Below are 17,236 nucleotides of genomic sequence, written 5' to 3'. Positions count from 1 at the left end.
GGTCACGACCACTGCCAGGTCGAGCCGCGCCGGAGGAAGCTGTCGCAGCCGGTCTCCTGGAACAGCTCGCGCTGGACCTCGTTCGCGCGGCGCACGGCCTCCTTGAGATCGACCTGGACCGGCTGACCCCGGCGCATCACGGTGCGGCCGCGCACGACGACCCGGTCGATGGAGTCGGGGGCGGGCCCGCCGGACCAGACGAGGTTGGCCAGCAGCGCCCCATCGGGAGCGGCGGTCGGCTCGGTCGACAGGTCGATGACGAGCAGGTCGGCCTCCTTGCCCACCTCGAGCGACCCGATCCGGTCGCCGAGGCCGAGCGCCCGGGCACCGCCGATGGTGCCGAGCTCGAGCGCCTCCTCCGCGCTGCCGAACAGCAGTTCGTCGCCGAAGTGGCCCTTGTCGCCCCGGACGAGCTTGCGCGCGCTGTCACCGATGCGCTGGGCCATGAGGTAGGACCGCATCCCGAGCCAGAAGTTGTGGCCGTAGGAGACCACCGGGCCGTCGAGACCGAGACCGACGGTGACCCCCGCGTCCAGGTACTGACGCGAGTCGAAGGTGACCATGCCGAGGATGAGCTCCATGTCCGGCACGAGGGAGACACTGGCGCCGGCGCGAGCCAGCAGCTCGGCCTCGCCCGGCCGGATGTTCTGGGCGTGGATGCCGATGACGTGCTTGTCGAGCATGCCCTCCGAGTGCAGCCACTCGAAGGAGCCGCCGGCCCAGCCACGCACGTCCTTGAGGTAGGCGCCGTCCATCATCGAGGGTGCGTGGATGTCGAACTGCTTGTCGTTGTCGAGGGTCCACTTGTACAGCGCACGCAGGTCGGACTCGCTGACGTAGGTGATGCCGATGGTGCTCGCCGTCACCGACATCGTGTCCGAGTCGTAGGCCGCGGCGAGCCGGTCGGTTTCGCTGAGCGCGGTCTCGATGTCCTCGCGCAACTCCTCCGGCACCGCGAGCGGGTCGTTGACGAGCAGGCGCGCGGCGCGGGCGCGGATGCCCGCGTCGGTCAGGGCGCGCAGCACGCCGTCCATCGAGCGCTTGTTCGCGTGGGTGAAGTGGTCGTCGGTCGTCGTGGTCACGCCCGAGCGCAGCAGGTCGAGCGTCGGCGTCATCGCCGACCAGTAGGACCGCTCCTCGTCGCAGGCACCGGTCATCGGGTAGTAGAACCCGAAGAGCCGCTCCTGGAATCTCGTCCCCTCGGCCATGCTGCGGATGCAGCCCTGGACGAGGTGCGTGTGCGTGTTGACGAGCCCGGGCATGACGAGGTGGTCGTCCCCGCCCCAGGTCTCGCGCGGCTGATAGGGGGCCGGCCCGGTGCCGACACCGACGATGGCGCCGTCGGTGACGGCGACCCAGCCGTCGGAGAGGACGCGCCGGTTGGTGTCCATGGTGATGATCCGGCCCCGGATCAGGACGTCACACGGTGATGGCTCGTTCATGTGGGGACCTTCCTCTGGCGCCACGGCGGCGCCGTCCGGTGACGGACGACGCGATCCGCGGTCGCAGGACGGGAATCAGGCTTGGTCGAACTGTCCTGGGTAGTGGCACGCGACGAGCAGGCCGTCCCGCCGAGGCGTCAGGCGCAGCTCGTCGGTGCGGCAGTCGGGGCGCGCGATCGGGCAACGCGGCGCGAAGCCGCAGGCGGACGCCGGGTCGACGTCGCCGGCATCCCCGCGCAGCGGGATCTCGGGGCGGCGCTCTTCGGTTTCCAGTTGCGGGACGGCACTGAGCAGGGCCGCCGTGTAGGGGTGCAGGGGGTCGGTGAGCAGGCTGCTCGCCGGCCCGGCCTCGACGACGCGGCCGAGGTACATCACGGCGACGCGGTCGCAGAGGTGCCGGATGACGCTGATGTCGTGGGAGACGAGCACGGCCGTCAGCCCGAGATCCTTCTTCAGGTCCTGCAGCAGGTTGATGATCTGCGCCTGGACCGACAGGTCGAGACCGGACATCGGCTCGTCCATGACGACGACCTTGGGCTGGACGACGAGCGCCCGGCAGATGCCGACGCGCTGGCGCTGGCCGCCGGAGAGCTCGTGCGGGTAGCGGGACTCGATGCTCGGCATGAGGCCGCACTCGGCCATGTACTCCCGGATCCGCTTGGCGCGCTGCGCTTTCGAAAGGCCGGTGAGCCGCTTGAGCGGCTCCTCGATGATCTGCCAGACGGTGCGCCGGGGGTTGAGCGAGCCGAAGGTGTCCTGGAAGACGTACTGGACGAAGGTGTGGTCGACGCCGCCGCGCCGGTGCGTGAGCTCCCTGCCGTCGGCGTAGCGGATGAGGCCGTCGGACGGCTGGTCGAGCCCGGCGAGAATCCGTGCCGTCGTCGACTTGCCGCAGCCGGACTCGCCGACGATGCCGAGGGTCTCGCCGAACGCGAGCTGGAGGTCGACGCCGTCGACCGCCTTGGTGACGTGCCCACCGCCGGCGAACACGCGGCGCAGCCCCTCGACGCTGATGGCCGGGACGCCGGGTTCGGCGGGGGCCGGGGGCAGCGAGATCGACACGCCGGACTTCCGGACGGGATCGCTCGGCACGGGCGCGGCGAAGGGGTGGATGCAGCGTACGAGGCGGTCCTCGGACGCGTCCGGCGCCGGCACGAGCACCGGGTTGGCCACGCCGCACTCGGCCGTCGCGACCGCGCAGCGCGGCTGGAACCGGCAGCCGCCGGGGAACTTGAACAGCTCCGGCGGCCCGCCGGAGATGGCGTTGAGCTTCATGCCGGGACGGCCGTTCTCCGGTCGCGCGTCGAGCAGGGCCCGGGTGTACGGGTGGGCCGGCGCGGCGAGCACCTCCTCCGTGGGCCCGCTCTCGACGACGTTGCCGGCGTACATGACGACGACGCGGTCGCTGTAACCGGCGACGACACCCAGATCGTGGGTGATCAGCAGCACGCCCATCCCCCAGGACACGGCGGCCTCGCGGACCAGGCGCAGGATCTGGGCCTGGACGGTCACGTCGAGTCCGGTCGTCGGCTCGTCGGCGATGAGCACCTTGGGTTCGTTGGCGAGCGCCATTGCGATCATGACTCGCTGCTGGGTGCCACCGGACAGCTCGTGGGGGTACTGGTCGATCCGCTGTCTGGGGTTGACGATGCCGACGTCGCCGAGCAGGCGCAGGGTCCGCTCGCGAACGGCTTCCCTGGACAGCTTGCGGTGGACGGTCATGGCCTCGCCGATCTGCTGCCCGACCGTGTGGAACGGGTTGAGCGCGGTCATCGGGTCCTGGAAGATCATCCCGATGTCGCCGCCACGCACCCGGCGCAGGTCGGCGGGCTTGAGATCGGTGAGGTCCCGCCCCTCGAGCAGCACGCTGCCGCGGGCGAGCCGCACGGGGTTCCGGATCAGCTGGAGCACCGAGAGCGCGGACAGGGACTTGCCTGACCCCGTCTCGCCGACGATGGCCACGATCTCTCCGGCGGCGACGTCGAAGTCGATGCCCGTGACGGCGTCGGTCTGGCGTTTGCCCTTGGTGATCGTCACGGTGACGTCGCGCACCGCGAGCAGGGGCGCGTTCGGGGTGGCAGTCATCGGGTCCTCGGGTTCAGCGTCGTGCGGAGCGTCCGGCCCAGCACGGTCGCGCAGAGCACCGTGACGGTGATGGCAACGGCGGGCATGAACGCGTACCACGGGTTCTGGATGAGGAAGGCGCGTCCGGAGGCGAACAGCTGGCCCCAGTCGGAGGCCGGGGGCTGCACGCCGAGGCCGAGGAAGCTGAGGCCGCTCACGAGCAGGAGCACCGTCGCGACCGCGAACGTCCACAGGACGAGCACGGACGACATGACGTTGGGCAGGATGTGCTGGAAGGTGATGCTGAGGGTCGACCCGCCGCTGCCGCGCGCCGCGAGGACGAAGTCGGCCTGCCGGAGGGTGAGCACCGCGCTGCGCACGACGCGGGCGAAGTGCACCCACCCGAAGATCGACAGCACGACCAGCAGCGAGCTGATGCTGTTGCCCTGGGACGTGATGACGACGAGGGCGAGGACGATGTTGGGGAACGCGAGCTGCACGTCGCAGAGCCAGTCGACGACCGGCCCGATCCACCGGCGGTTCATGCCGCCGACGAGTCCGAGCACGGTGCCGACGACGGCACTGATCGTGGCCGCACCGAAGGCCAGGGCGAGCGCCGTCCGGGCGCCGAAGATGAGCCGTGAGAGCAGGTCGCGGCCGAGCTCGTCGGTGCCGAGCAGATGGTCGCTGCTACCGCCGGCCCACACCGGCTTGAGCAGCGACTTCGCCGGGTTCAGCTGTCCGGGGTCGTAGGGCGCGACCTGGCCGGCCAGCAGGGACACCACGACGATGCCGAGCAGCACGACGAGGCTGAGCACGCCGGCCTTGGAGCGCAGGAACGAGCGCAGCAGTGTCCGTGACGGGTCGCGGCGCTCGGGAACGGACAGGCCGGCGGGCGTTGCCGCGGCCGTCGGGACCTCGGCCGCGTCGATGCGGTCGGCCGGACCCGGCACGCCGGCCGGTTGCGGTGGCTGAGCCATGGTCAGCGCCCCTTTCGGATCCGCGGGTCGAGCTGGCGGTAGGCGATGTCGATGACGAGGTTGACGAGCACGACGAGGACGGCCGCGACGAAGGTCGCCGCGCCGACGACGGGGTAGTCGCGGTTGGAGACGCCGGAGATGAGCACGTGTCCGAGACCGGGCCAGACGAAGATGAACTCGACGACGACGCCTCCGGAGAGCATCCCGGCGAAGTCGACGCCGAGGACGGTGATGAGGCTGTTGAGCACCGGTCGGATCGCATGACGGGTCACGAGCCGGGCGGGCGGGACGCCCTTGGACAGCGCGGTGCGGACGAAGTCTTCCTGCATGCTGTCGGCCAGGCCCGCCCGGGTCACCTCGAGGATGCGGGAGATGGGGTGGATGGCGAGGACGAGGATCGGCAGGATTATCGCCCGTGGGTCCGAGGCGAAGCCGGCCGTCGCCAGTGTGGGCACCCAGCGCAGCTGGACGCCGAACAGGTAGACGAGCAGGACCGCGACGGCGAAGACGGGGATGGCCTGGCCGCCCACGACGATGACGTCCATCAGCTTGTCGTAGATCCGGCTGCGGGCGAGCGCGGCGATCATGCCGAGCGGTATGCCGATGAGCGGCGCGAGCGCGAGCGCGGCCAGAATGAGGCCGAGGGTGGCGGGCAGCCGGTGCAGCACTTCCGCCATCGCGTCGCTGTTGAGCCGGTACGAGTCGCCGAAGTCGAACAGGAACGCCCGGGAGACGAACTCCCAGTACTGCGTCATGATCGGCCGGTCGAGCCCGAGGCCGGTGCGGATCCGCGCGAGGTCGGCAGGTGTCGCGTCCTGCCCGGCGAGGGCCTTCGCCGGGTCACCGGCGATCCGGAGCAGGACGAACAGGAGCGTGAGGACGCCGACGGCGACCAGGACGAGCCGCACGACACTGCGCACCGCGAAGCGGACGACGCCATGCGAGAGGAGCCGGGACCAGACAGGGGCCTGAGGGGCCCGGTCACCGCCACGGGTCGTCGCGGGGGCGGTGCCCGTGGGCGCGACGTTCAGAGTCATGCGATCAGCCTTTCCGTCGCTACGGGCACGGGCGTCGGGAGTCGTCGATGGGGTTCACGGACAGACGGACGAGCAGCTCCGCGAGCCAGTCCGGCCGCGCGATCATCACGTCGTGAGGGCTGTCGACGACATGCGTGGACCACCCCTCGCCGGACCGGACACGGGAGAGGTACGGACGGTCCGGGGACTCCCCTGGCCGGCCGCACAGGACGTAGTCCTTGGGCAGGTCGAGCGGCCATCCGCCGGGCAGGCGGACCGGGTCGGTCACGCACCGCAGGGGCTGAGGGGTGACGCTGCCGGCGATCCAGGCGTTGTCCGCCGGGGAGAGCCGGTCGTCGGGCCCGCCGGCGATGGGGATGATGTCGGTGTCTCCGTGCCGCCTCGCCCGGGCCCGGATCGCGGCGCCCTTCGGGTGCACGTCCGCCCCGCTCTCGCCGTCCTCGACGACGGGACCGTCGAGGAGGACGACCCGCGCGACATGCTCGGCCCTGGCCCCGACGACGCCCGCGACGACGACCGCGCCGTAGCTGTGGCCGACGAGACATACCGCGGCCGGAGCCTGCCGGGCCACGACGGCGCGGACGTCGTCGACGTGCGTCTGCAGGCCGACCTCGGGACCGAGCAGGTGCGCGCGGTCCGCGAGTCCGGTCAGCGTCGGCGCTTCCCACTCCACCCCCGCCGCGTCGAGCAGCGGGGTCAGGCGCTGCCAGCACCAGGCTCCGCGGCCGGCGCCGTGGACGAGCACGACCCTCAGGCGATTCACGGCACCTCCATCAGTCGGAACGGCGTTCCGCACAACGTAATCCAGAGCTACTGGGCGGTCAATGCTTTTCGTCGCCCCCGGTCGCCGCGATCAGCCGGGCCACCGCGGCCGGACGCTCGACGTGCGGCCAGTGCCCACAGCCCGCCAGATGGGCGCGCCGGACGCCACCCTCCCAGGTGCCAGGCACTCCTGAGCTGCTCACTGCCGCCCATCCGGGGTCGCCGAAGATGCCGAGGGCGTGCAGCGACGAGTCTCGGGAGGGCTCCCTGGACCACTCCAGCACCGAGGACAGCGCCTCGGCCATGGCCGACGGGTCGAGCTGTCCGGTCACCGCGGACAGACCCAGTTGTTCCCGCTTCATGTTCACGCTTTTGGAACGGCGTTCCGCATCAGTGAGATCGATGGGCACTATGGATGCTTCGGCCCAGGCCCACGACGTCTCCACGGTGACGACACGGGTGACGAGCGCCGGTTCGAGCCGGGCCGCGGCGAGCGCGACGGCGCCACCGAGGCTGTGGCCGACGAGGAGGGCCGGCCCGCGGTCCAGTGCGCGCACGAGGTCGAGCACGCACCGCGCCATCGCCTCGACCCCGTAGGCCGGACCGAGCGCCGCCCCCGTGCGCGGGTGGCCCGGCAGCCCGGGGACGACGACGTCGTGCCGGCCCGCGAGCTCGAGGGCGAGCGGCCGCAGGTCCTCTCCGGCGCAGGCCCAGCCGTGGAGCAGTACCGCGAGCGGCCCCTCTCCGGGGTACTGGTCGTACGCGAGTACAGCGGACACGGCGCTCGTCAGTGCCCGGCCGGTTGCGCCGGCGGCAGGTCGACGTAGACCTGCATCGAGGCGTTGACGCGACAGACCATGCAGTAGAACGAGGTGAGGATGATGAGTTCGGCCGTCTCCCTGACCCCGAGGCGCGACTGGCACTCCCGCACGAGCGGCTCCGGGGCCCCACCGCCGACGACCGCCGCGGCGAGGTCGCAGGCGAGGCGCTCGTCGGCGTCGAGCCGATCCGTCTCGCCGGAGGCCGCCGCGCGGAGCACCTGTGCGTCCACCCCGGCAGCGGCGGCCAGCCGCTCGTGCGACGCGGCCACCCGCCCGTTGCCGTGCAGCCGCGCGACGGTGATGATCGCCGGCTCCGTGAGCCGCGGTGCGACCGCGAGCTCACGGCGCAGCCGGCGGAGCAGGTCGATCCAGCCCGACAGGGCCGTCGGCGCGTTCGCGAGGATGGAGAACAGCTCGGAGACGTGCCCGAACAGCTCGCGGGACTTCTCGTAGGCCTCCATCGTCTCCGGGTCCTGTGTGGACTCGGGGACCGCGGTGAACAGCGCCGACGACCCGCCGGAAGGCATCGAGGTCATGCGGTGATGTAGAGCCGGTCGTAGTACTGCTCGGTCTGGACGTCGCACTGGACCAGGCCCTTGAGGTTCTTCGCCGCGGCGTCCACCCAGACGTCGGCGCAGGCGAACAGGAAGCAGGACTCCTCGTGGAAGATCTCGGTCACCTTGGCGAGGATCGCCTGACGCTTGGCCGGGTCCTGCTCACCGAGCTGCTCCTTGTAGAGCTTGTCGAACTCGGGGTTGTTCATGTGGAACGAGCCGCTGTCGGAGACGAACCGGCTGTAGGCCCGCGCGGCGTCCATGTAGGGGCGCGTGAACAGACCGAAGTGGTAGATGTCGGGACGCTGCTTGGTGTTGTAGAAGTACTCGAGCTGCAGCGCGGTGTCGGTCAGCGCGGTGAACTCGACCTTGATGCCGAGCTTGCTGATCGACGACTGCATCCACTCGCCGATGAGACGGCGCACCGAGCCCGTGCCCGCGAAGGCGGAGGCCATCGTGATGGTGAAGCGCGTGCCGTCGGCCTTCACGGGGTAGCCCGCCTCGTCGAGCATGGCCTTGGCCTTCGCGACGTCGTACGGGTAGTCCTTCACGGTTTCCGTGTAGCCCGGCAGGCCCTTGCCGATGAGCTGGCCGTCGTCGGCGACGGTGCGGTCCTGCAGGACGGACTTGACGAGCTCTTCCTTGTTGAGCGCGTACTGGATCGCCTGGCGGACCCGCTTGTCACCCATCGGGCCGGTCTTGGGCTTGCCCTTGTTGTCGACGGAGTCCATGAAGGCACCGAGGTCGTTGCCCTTGGTCAGCTGGACGAGCGTCGCGCCCGCGTTCTTGAGCGTCGGCAGGTTGTTGAGCGGCTGGATGTTGATGTAGTGCACGTCCCCGGCGAGGAGCGAGTTCAGCTGAGTGCCGGCGTCGGTGACCTGCAGGAAGGTGATCTTCTCGAGGGTCGGCTTGCGCCACGTCGTGTCGCCGGCCTTCTTCACGACCGCCTTGTCCGAGGCGTACGACTCGAACTTGTAGGGGCCGGTGCCGATCGGAGCCTTGGCGAACGCGGCATCACGCGCCTTCTGGTCCGTCCCGAGGCCTTCGTAGTACTTCTTCGGCAGGATGGCGACCTGAGCGAGGCGCTTGAGGATGAGCACGTCCGGGGTCTTGGTGACCAGTTCGACGGTCTTGTCGTCGACGATGCGCGCGCTCGCCATCGTCGAGAAGTGCGTGGCGATGCCGTAGCCCTGGGTCGCGGCCCGCTGGAAGCTGAAGACGACGTCCTCGGCCGTCATCGGCGTGCCGTCATGGAACTTGACGCCCTGACGCAGGGTGAACTGCCAGGTCTTGGGGTCGACCTGCTTCCACTCCGTCGCGAGGAACGGGCGGGGCTCGCCGGTGCTGGGGTGGGTGTCGATGAGCGATTCGTAGATGTCGAATCGCCGGGCGCCACCGCTGACGACGACCATCGGGTCGATGGACGAGGGCAGGTTCGACACGGCGATGGTCGCGTTCTGGGTCGCGGCCAGCTTCACGCCGGCCGGGGGCGTGTCGCCCGGCGCACCGTCGGGCGAGAGCGCCTTGATGTCGTCACCGGCGCCGGACGCGGCGTCGTCGACACTGCCGCAAGCGGCGAGGGCGAGGGATGCGGCGCCGGACAGCCCGAGGAGCAACGCGCTCCTTCGGCTGAGCCGAGCCGGGGGGAAGTCGTTCATTCTGTCCTCCGATGAGGAGATGGCCCGGTTCAGCAGCCGGGAAGGAAGGTGGTGTCTCAAAAGGACTGCGAGAGCCGGTCGCGGGAATGGTGTTCCGGTCCGCCGGGCGGGGGATCGACCGCTCGTGTTTCATCTGTCGGAACTGTTTTCCTCTAGATGAGATTATGAAGCCGCCGAAGCGATGTCAACGGCCGTCAAGACCATGGCTTGAAGGGCAGCGGCCACCCCCTCGGGAGGTGCCGTCGACACCTCCCGAGGCGGCCCGTTCGGGCCTCAGCCGGCCGGCCGCACCCCGTTGTGCAGGCGGGCTCGAATGAGGTCAAACGCGTATGTGGTGGGATCGACCACCCAGCTGCCGGACCAGGGCGAAGGCCCGGTCGCGACAGCGCTGCACCCGTTGAGGACGATGGTGACGCCGGCCCGGGCGCGCTCGCGCACGACCCGGTCCAAGGAGTTCGACCATTCCTCTCCGTGGAACACCTTTTCAACTCCGAGGTTGAGGATGTCGGTCCCTCTGAAGCCCTCGGCAAGGCCGTAGCCGCGCAGTCGCGCCTCGAGCTCGGCCGCGATCGTCTCGTTGCGGGTCACCGCCGAGAACGGCCTGCCGAGCCCGTACAGACCCGAGGCGATGAGGCGGAGCAGGCCGAGGACAGGAATTTCACAGTCGGCGCCGGCCTCCACGCCGGGGTCGAGGACGCAGTCCGGCACGACGACGTCGTAGCGCGCCGGGTCCAGACCCGCCGCGACGGCGGTGATGTGCGCCGTCGCGGCCTCGATGTCCTCCGGCCGGTCGAGACCGACCGGCGCCTCGGGAGGCAGACCGACGAGATCCACGTCGAGGTCCGTCCCGCCGAGCTCGCGCAGCCGCTCCGCCCGGGCCGCGGTGACCGGCTCGGAGAGGTGGATCGGCGAGATCATGCAGATGCGCAGCGGCACCGCTTCGACGCCTTCCATCACAGCTCCAGGGCCGACGGGACGCCCGCGACGACGAGGCCGGCGACCTCGGCCCGGTTGATCTTGGCGCTCGAGTTGCGGGGCATCTCGTCGATGAGCAACAGCCGCGTCAGCGCGGCCGGGAACTCGGCGACGGCGGCCCCGATGGCGGCCCGCTGCTCGGCGACATCGCCCTTGAAGTGGACGACGACGGCCATGTAATCCGCGGGAAGCTCGCCGCCGGCGGACTGCCCGTCCGTCCGCAGGCCGATCACGACGGAGTCGAGCACCCCGGGGATCTCACCGAGGATCCCCTCGATCTCATACGGGTAGACGTACGCGCCGTTGAGGACGAAGGCGTCCTTCCAGCGACCGAGGATCTGCAGGTTGCCCCGCTCGTCCCAGCGACCGACATCACCGGTGTAGAACCACCCGTCGACCGCCGCGCCGACGTTGGACGTGGCCGTCTGGTGGAGCTCGGACGCCAGAACGTAGCCGGGCGAGATGCCCGGGCCGCTCGCCCGGACCTCCCCGGCGCCGCGCGTGTCGCCGCGAGCGTCCTGCCGGGGCGCGATGTCGACGGTGCTCAGCGGTGCGGGACGCCCGACGGAGGACGAGTCACCGTACTCCGGCATCGAGGACGTGAGGATCGCGAGCGTGCTGGTCTCGGTGAGGCCGTAACTGTTGACGACCTCGCCCCGTCCCGCGGCGAGCTCGCCGAGGCGGCGCAGCGTCGCGCGCGGCGTCCGCTGGCCCGTCGCGACGAGGACCCGCAGGCCCTTGTCGAGCAGGCGCTCGGCCGCGCCGGAGTCGAGCATCGCCCGCCAGGCGGGCGCCTGCAGCGGCAGGACGGTGACGCCGTCCTGGCTGTTGCGCTCGATCGAGGCGATGGAGACGTCGTCGAGGGCGATCGTCGTGCCACCCATGAGCGTCATGCCCCGCAGGGCACCGACGGAGACGTTGATGTTCGTCGGGCTGGCGGCGAGCCACCGCTCCGAATGCCGCAGCCGCATGCACAGTGAGCGGTTGACGGCGTCCCAGTAGTCCGCCCCGACGGAGCGGACCATCCCCTTGGGCACGCCCGTCGTGCCCGTCGAGTACTGGATCCCGGACACTGTGTCGGGCGCCCGGAGGCCGACCCACTCGGTGTCGCCGTCCTGCCGCGCGACCTCGTCGTAGGTGTCGGTGCCGGGCTCGGTGAACCAGACAGGCGCCGAACCCATCGCCCGCCGGGCCGCCTCCAGCAGCTCCGGGCCGGTGAACAGCTCCTTGAGATCGAGGGCGCGCGCGGCGGCGTCGAGGTGGTTGTTCAGCGTGATGCCGAGCAGCACCGGCTGCAGGCCCGCCGCCTGCGCGGCGAGATAGAGCTCGAGGCCGAACGTGCCCTGGTAGTGGGCGATGCCGATGCGGTCGCCGGGCTTGCGGCCCCGCTCCCGAAAGCCGCCTACGAGACCGTCGAGACGTGTCCCGAGCTCTCCCCACGTCAGGGTGCGGCGCGACGCGGTCGTCACGTCGCCGACGATGGCGGGGCTGCCGGACAGCAGATTGATGTTCTGTCTGACCTTGAGGAGCAGATCGGTCATGGATCGCCTCCTGGATGTGCTGAGTGTGATCGGAAAGGCCCGGGCCGACGGGCTAGGCGAACGGCCGCGTGCGGTTGATGCTCGGGAGGACCTCGGCGATGACGCCCGCGTCGATCGCCGACTCCCAGATCGACGTGAGGGCCGCCTCCGCACGGGCGCGGACGCCGTCGAGGTCGACGTGGAGGAAGGCGCCGTCCTGGATGAGGACCCGGCCGTCGACCATCTCGAACTGGACGTCACGCCCGTTGCCGTAGTAGACGAGCGACTGGAGGACGTCGAGCGCCGGGGCGATCGACGGGTCGGTGATGGCGACGCCGATGAGGTCGGCCCGCGCGCCCTCCTTGATGACGCCGAGGTCGGGCCGGCGCAGGATCGAGGCGGCGCGGCTCGTCGCGAGGTCGAGGACCTCGGCGGCGGTCGGCCGGTGCGACTGGGCGACGGCGATCTTGCCGAGCATCGCGGCGAACTTCAGCTCCTCGACCATGTCGCAGTTGAAGCCGTCGGTGCCGAGCGCGATGGAGATGCCCGAGTCCTGGAAGGACACCGACGGCGAGATGACGGCCTCCTTCGCCTTGCGCGAGGCGCAGTGGACGATGGTGATCCCGGAGTCGGCTGCGAGCTGGCGGTCCCCGTCCGGCAGGTACGTGCCGTGCGCGGCGATGAGCCGCTCGTTGGCCAGCTCGGCCCGCTGCAGGACCCGCAGCGGGGTCGTGCCGAAGCGCTCCTGCGTCGCGGCGAGCTCGCTCGGCGCCTGACACAGGTGGGTCGTGACGAGGCAGTCGAGCCGCTTCGCCGCCACGCCGACCCCGGCCAGCACGCTGAACTCGTCGGTGTGCACAGCGGCCGGCCCGAGGACCATCGTGATCCGCCCGCCCGCCGCACCGTCCCACTCCCCGAACATCCGCTCGAGCTCCTCGAGCTCGGCCAGCTGGACCTCCTCCGAGGTGGTCTGCTTGCGGTCCTCCCGCCCGCCGGAGAGCTGGCCCAGGCGGGCGGTGACGTCGAGCGGGATCGTCGGACCGGCGAAGGTCCGCACCCCGACGCGATCGGCGATGTGCAGGTAGCCCTCGATGTCGGTCGACGCATGGTTGAGGATCGTCGTCGTCCCGGTCCGCATCATGCCGAGGACGTCCCACTCGATGACCGCGCGGAACTGCTCCCGCAGCTCGTCACGGTAGGCGTGCCGCCACAGCCGCGACAGCGGCACGTAGAACGGCATGCCCGTCGGCAGCTCGTAGTCCTCCGACACGGCCCGGCCGACGGGGCCGGCACCCGCGTGGGTGTGCATGTTGACCAGCCCCGGCAGCAGGACCTTGTCGGTCAGCTCGATCCGCCGGGCGTCGATGCCCTCGGCCTGGTCGGCCGGCAGGATCTGGGCGATCCTGTCGCCCTCGACGACCACCGCCGCACCCGTGCGCACCTCACCGCCACTGAGGTACACCCAGCGAGGGAAAATGACCGAACGTTCCACCATCGTCAACCGCCTTCCGGCCCCGTCGTGAGTTTTCGTTGTCGCTGATGCGCGCCCGCCCGCGGCGGGCGCGCGACGATGGCTGCGCTCAGCCCTTTTCCTGCCGCAGGACGAACACGTTGCCGTCGGGGTCCTTGAAGGTCGCCCACCAGCCGAAGCCGGCCAGGAACGGCTCGGAGACGAACTCGACGCCCTTGGCCTTGAGCTCCTCGTAGGTCTGGTGGATGTCGTCGCAGGTGAAGGTGATGCCCGAGTAGAACTCCACCTCGTCGAAGACCGGCCAGTGCAGGATCATCATTGAGTTGCGCGACGCGGGGGCCGTCTCCAACCAGCGACGTGGGGCGAAGTCGGGCATGACGACGTCGCTGACGACCTCCAGGCCGACCTGCTCGGTCCAGAAATTCGCCGACCGATCCTGGTCACGAACCTTGATGTTCACACCGCGGATTCCGGTGATCATGCGTGTTCCCTTCCGTTGTCGACCGATTCCGATACCCGTCGCCCGCTGGGCGCCGGGTCGCGTGGGCGAGGGTGCCCACGAAGCACTTCGAACACGACGGCCGTGTCGCTGGCGACGAGGCCGTCCGACAGGCCGTCGCGGTAGATGGCCCGGGCGGCGTCGAACAGGGGCGTCACGGTGCCCGCCTCGGCCGCGGCCGCCCCGATGATCTCGAGGTCCTTGGCGAAGACGTCCATGCGGATGCTCGCCGGCTCGTAGCGCCCCCGCACCATGTCGGGGCCGCGGACACCGAGCATCCGCGAGCCTCCCGCGCCGTCGCCGACGGCGGCGAGCACCTGCCACAGGTCGAGGCCGAGGTCCTGGGCGAACCCGAGCGCCTCGGCCGCGGCGACGTTGTGCACCGCGACGAGATGGTTCGCCACCAGCTTCATCAGGGTGCCGTTGCCGACCTTGCCGAGCTCGAAGTGGGCGCGCGTGAACGCCTCGACGAGGCTCCTGGCCCGTCCGACCGCTTCCGGTGCGCCGCTCACGTAGGCGACGAGGTCGCCGGCCCGGGCCTGGGCACCGGTTCCGCTCAACGGGCAGTCGAGCATCTCGACGCCCGCCCGGGCGAGGCGGGCCGCCCCGTCGAGCTTGGTGCGCAGATCCAGGGTGCTCGTCTCGACGACGACCGTCCCCGGACGCGCGGCCTCGACGAGTCCACTGAGGACGGAATCGAAGGCCGCGGCGCTCGGCAGGGAGGTGAGCACGAGGTCGCCGGCGGCGACGAGCGAGGCGAGGTCGTCGTGCACCGTGCCCCCGGCGTCGGCGAACGCCCGGCGCCGATCTGCGTCGATGTCGTAGCCGTGGACCTCGAACGCCCCGCGGGCAAGGACGTTGCCCGCCATGGCCGAGCCCATGACCCCGAGCCCGACGAAGCCGACGAGTGGCCGTCCGGTCGCGTTCATCACCGGCTCCCCTCGTCCGGGCTGTCATTCCCAGGTCGCACCCAGTTCCGCACGAGCCGCGCGAAGGGCTCGGCGAACTCGAGCGCACTGGCGTGCCGTGCCCCGGCGATGACGGCGCGGCGGGCACCTGGGATCGACCGGGCGAGGCGGGCGGCGCCGTCGTGGAACAGCGGCGCGTCGAGCTCGCCGTCGACGAGCAGGGTCGGCGCCGTGATCGTGCCGAGCCGCGGGGTGACGTCGGCATCGGCGAGCGCCAGGCACGCGAGGGCGTAGCCGCGCGGGTCGATGTCCGCGAGGGCGCGCTTCACGTAGGCGACCTCGGCACCGTCGGCGGCGAGTGCCGCGGGGGTGAGCCACAGCTGCAACGTGGGCTCGACGAACGGCGTCACGCCCAGGCGTGCGGCGTCGGCGGCCCGGACCCGCCACCTCTCGCGCCAGTCCTCCGGGTAGAACGGCACGGTGGCCGCCACGACGAGGCTGGAGACGAGCCCGGGGTCGTGCGCCGCGAGCTCGAGGGCGACGAGGCCGCCGAGGGACAACCCCACGACGTGGACACCCTGGTGGCCGAGGCCGCGCAGGTGCGTAGCGAGCGCGGCCGCGACGTCCGCAGTGCCGTAGGGGGCGTCGGGGACGGGGCAGCCGCCGTGCCCCGGAAGGTCGACGGAGTACACGCCGAGACCGTCGAGCGAGTCGGCGGCCCGCTCCCAGAAGTCGGCGCCGGCGCCGAGCGGGTGCAGCAGCACGACGGTCGGGCCGTGGCTCTCCCGCAGGGCGCGCCCGCGGACGACCACCCCGCTCACGACGAGCTCATCTCGACGGGCGGGCTGAGCGCGCCGGCGTCGGTCCGGGTCGCGTTCATCACCATGGCGAGGGTCGTGTAGTAGCCCGCACAGACGATGACGTCGATGAGCCCCTCCTCGCCGAGCACGTCGAGCGCCCGGCCGTACAGCTCGTCGGGGATGTCGTTGTCGGCGAGGACGCCGGCGACGACCGCGTAGCCCGTCGCCAGCGGCTCCGCCAGCGGACCCGGCTCCCGGCCGGCCGCGATGTCCTCCACGACCTCCCGGGGGACGCCCGCGTCGAGGGCGAGCTGACAGTGGTAGCCCCACTCGAAGACCTGGTTCCGGGCGCGGGCCACCTGCAGGACGGCCATCTCGAGCACCGCCTTGGGCAGGCTGGACCCGAACCGGAGGTGGGCGCCGACCTCCTGCAGCCGGACCATGGCGCCGGGGCTGCGCAGGAGGGGGACGAAGGGCCCGAAGAGCTCACCCCGGGGGCCGGCGGTGATCGCCGCGACAGCCTCCTGTTGCGCCGGCGTCAGTGCCGTCGCCGGCAACTGCGGCATCCGGTCACGCACCGCTGCCGTACCTCTCGACCAGGGGCATGACCTCGGTCGCCATGAGCTCCATCGACCGGCGCGCGAGCCCCTCGTCGACCCAGTCGAGGCCGGCGTAGACGAGCTCCCCGAAGGGTCCGGTCTGCTGCTCGAAGGCGACGAGCTGCTCGGCCACCTGCTCGGGCGTGCCGCAGATGACGAGGTCGTCGAGGACCCGGTCAAGGGTGATCGCCTCGTCCGGCTCACTGCGGTCGCGCTTGAACAGGCCCAGCCGCCCGAGCTTGGTCATCTTGCGCAGCATCTGCTCGTAGTAGAACCGGTAGGGGCTGTTCCGGTCGTCACGCCCGTAGGCGCGGGCCGCCTGCTCGGTGTCGGCGACGAAGACCGTCCGCGCGATCCGCCAGTCGGCCGTGTCCGCCTTGACCCCTACGGCCTCCTTGCCCTCGACGTACTTGCCCCAGTGCGTGGCCACCCACTGCGGCAGCAGGAAGTTGGCCGACAGGGGGTGGAAGTCCTTGCGGCCCATCTCCACGACGCCCTTGGAGAAGGGCGCGACGACGGTGCCGACGACCTCGGGGCGCGGGCTCTGCAGCGGCTTCGGCAGGACGCCCACACCGAGCGGAAGGTCCATCGACCGCCGCGTCGAGACGCTGTAGCGCCCGCTCCCGGACACGATGTCGTAGGGCGGCTCACCCTCCCAGATCTTGAGGATGACCTCGATGGCGTCGGCGAACATCGCGCCCCGGTCCTCGTCGAGGATGCCGAGCACCTCGGCGTCCGACGGCAGCGCCCCGGGGCTGATGCCGAAGATGAGCCGGCCGCCGGTCAGGTGGTCGAACATCGCCGCGTTGGCCGCGACGAGCGCCGGATGCTGGTGTGACAGGTTCGTCGTGCCGGTCGCGAGCTTGATCCGGGGAGCGTCGCCGACGAGCGTCGCGAGGAACAGCATCGAGTTGGTGATGTTCTCCAGCGTGTCCGTCAGGTGCTCACCGATGAAGGCGTCGTGGAATCCGAGCCGATCGGCGAGGATGACCGCCTCGCGGTCCTCGCGGAGCGTCTCCGCCCATGGACGTCCGGGGCGGTGCAGTGGCATCGCGAAGTATCCAAGTCTCACCGGCTCAGTCAATCCGCTGGTCAACCCCGGAACAATTACGGCTTCTCACAACCTGACCGGGCCGGGATGTGGGA

The 17,236-nt window shown here is 70.9% G+C and carries 16 protein-coding genes; all 16 read right to left on the bottom strand.

Going from position 1 to position 17,236, the window contains the following annotated elements; translation table 11 throughout:
* Positions 1 to 2 precede the first annotated feature (2 nt).
* The 16 genes from ABZ321_RS16870 to ABZ321_RS16795 all read right to left on the bottom strand — a co-directional run bounded on the left by ABZ321_RS16870 (position 3) and on the right by ABZ321_RS16795 (position 17,162).
* Positions 3 to 1,442, bottom strand: a complete 1,440-nt coding sequence (locus tag ABZ321_RS16870) for an amidohydrolase family protein (RefSeq protein WP_354891894.1) — start codon at positions 1,440 to 1,442, stop codon at positions 3 to 5.
* 75 nt (positions 1,443 to 1,517) lie between these two features.
* Positions 1,518 to 3,527, bottom strand: coding sequence for an ABC transporter ATP-binding protein (locus ABZ321_RS16865; protein ID WP_354891891.1), 2,010 nt, complete (start codon positions 3,525 to 3,527; stop codon positions 1,518 to 1,520).
* The gene (locus tag ABZ321_RS16860; protein ID WP_344510723.1) at positions 3,524 to 4,486 is read right to left on the bottom strand and encodes an ABC transporter permease; all 963 of its coding nucleotides are present in this window, start codon (positions 4,484 to 4,486) and stop codon (positions 3,524 to 3,526) included. The genes ABZ321_RS16865 and ABZ321_RS16860 overlap by 4 nt, the downstream gene beginning before the upstream one ends.
* Before the next feature lie 2 nt (positions 4,487 to 4,488).
* Positions 4,489 to 5,523, bottom strand: a complete 1,035-nt coding sequence (locus ABZ321_RS16855; RefSeq protein ID WP_344510725.1) for an ABC transporter permease — start codon at positions 5,521 to 5,523, stop codon at positions 4,489 to 4,491.
* A gap of 19 nt (positions 5,524 to 5,542) precedes the next feature.
* Entirely contained in the window at positions 5,543 to 6,286 is a 744-nt protein-coding gene (locus ABZ321_RS16850) for an alpha/beta fold hydrolase (protein WP_354891888.1), read from the bottom strand.
* Positions 6,287 to 6,344: 58 nt separating this feature from the next.
* Entirely contained in the window at positions 6,345 to 7,064 is a 720-nt protein-coding gene (locus ABZ321_RS16845; protein ID WP_354891885.1) for an alpha/beta hydrolase, read from the bottom strand.
* Positions 7,065 to 7,072: 8 nt separating this feature from the next.
* A complete protein-coding gene (locus ABZ321_RS16840; protein WP_344510730.1) occupies positions 7,073 to 7,642 on the bottom strand; it encodes a hypothetical protein in 570 nt (189 codons plus the stop codon).
* Positions 7,639 to 9,318 (bottom strand): ABC transporter substrate-binding protein, encoded by a 1,680-nt coding sequence (locus tag ABZ321_RS16835; RefSeq protein ID WP_344510732.1) that lies wholly within the window; start codon positions 9,316 to 9,318, stop codon positions 7,639 to 7,641. The genes ABZ321_RS16840 and ABZ321_RS16835 overlap by 4 nt, the downstream gene beginning before the upstream one ends.
* A gap of 273 nt (positions 9,319 to 9,591) precedes the next feature.
* Entirely contained in the window at positions 9,592 to 10,272 is a 681-nt protein-coding gene (locus ABZ321_RS16830; RefSeq protein ID WP_354891880.1) for an aspartate/glutamate racemase family protein, read from the bottom strand.
* Complete coding sequence (locus tag ABZ321_RS16825) at positions 10,272 to 11,834, bottom strand: class I adenylate-forming enzyme family protein (protein ID WP_354891877.1); 1,563 nt, start codon at positions 11,832 to 11,834, stop codon at positions 10,272 to 10,274. The genes ABZ321_RS16830 and ABZ321_RS16825 overlap by 1 nt, the downstream gene beginning before the upstream one ends.
* 52 nt (positions 11,835 to 11,886) lie before the next feature.
* Complete coding sequence (locus ABZ321_RS16820; RefSeq protein WP_354891874.1) at positions 11,887 to 13,275, bottom strand: amidohydrolase family protein; 1,389 nt, start codon at positions 13,273 to 13,275, stop codon at positions 11,887 to 11,889.
* A 118-nt stretch (positions 13,276 to 13,393) separates the two neighbouring features.
* Complete coding sequence (locus ABZ321_RS16815; RefSeq protein ID WP_344510740.1) at positions 13,394 to 13,765, bottom strand: VOC family protein; 372 nt, start codon at positions 13,763 to 13,765, stop codon at positions 13,394 to 13,396.
* Positions 13,762 to 14,712 (bottom strand): NAD(P)-dependent oxidoreductase, encoded by a 951-nt coding sequence (locus tag ABZ321_RS16810; RefSeq protein ID WP_354891870.1) that lies wholly within the window; start codon positions 14,710 to 14,712, stop codon positions 13,762 to 13,764. Before ABZ321_RS16810 ends, ABZ321_RS16815 begins: the two co-directional genes overlap by 4 nt.
* The gene (locus tag ABZ321_RS16805) at positions 14,712 to 15,512 is read right to left on the bottom strand and encodes an alpha/beta fold hydrolase (protein ID WP_354891868.1); all 801 of its coding nucleotides are present in this window, start codon (positions 15,510 to 15,512) and stop codon (positions 14,712 to 14,714) included. Before ABZ321_RS16805 ends, ABZ321_RS16810 begins: the two co-directional genes overlap by 1 nt.
* The gene (locus tag ABZ321_RS16800; protein ID WP_354891866.1) at positions 15,509 to 16,069 is read right to left on the bottom strand and encodes a carboxymuconolactone decarboxylase family protein; all 561 of its coding nucleotides are present in this window, start codon (positions 16,067 to 16,069) and stop codon (positions 15,509 to 15,511) included. The genes ABZ321_RS16805 and ABZ321_RS16800 overlap by 4 nt, the downstream gene beginning before the upstream one ends.
* On the bottom strand, positions 16,062 to 17,162 hold the full coding sequence (locus ABZ321_RS16795) for an LLM class flavin-dependent oxidoreductase (RefSeq protein WP_344510748.1): 1,101 nt from the start codon (positions 17,160 to 17,162) through the stop codon (positions 16,062 to 16,064). Before ABZ321_RS16795 ends, ABZ321_RS16800 begins: the two co-directional genes overlap by 8 nt.
* Positions 17,163 to 17,236: the final 74 nt, after the last annotated feature.

The sequence above is a fragment of the Dactylosporangium sp. NPDC006015 genome (assembly GCF_040614215.1).
GTDB classification, from domain to species: Bacteria; Actinomycetota; Actinomycetes; order Mycobacteriales; family Micromonosporaceae; genus Dactylosporangium; species Dactylosporangium maewongense.
The sequence above is the reverse complement of the archived record's forward strand: the minus strand, read 5'-3'. Positions and strand labels throughout refer to the sequence as shown.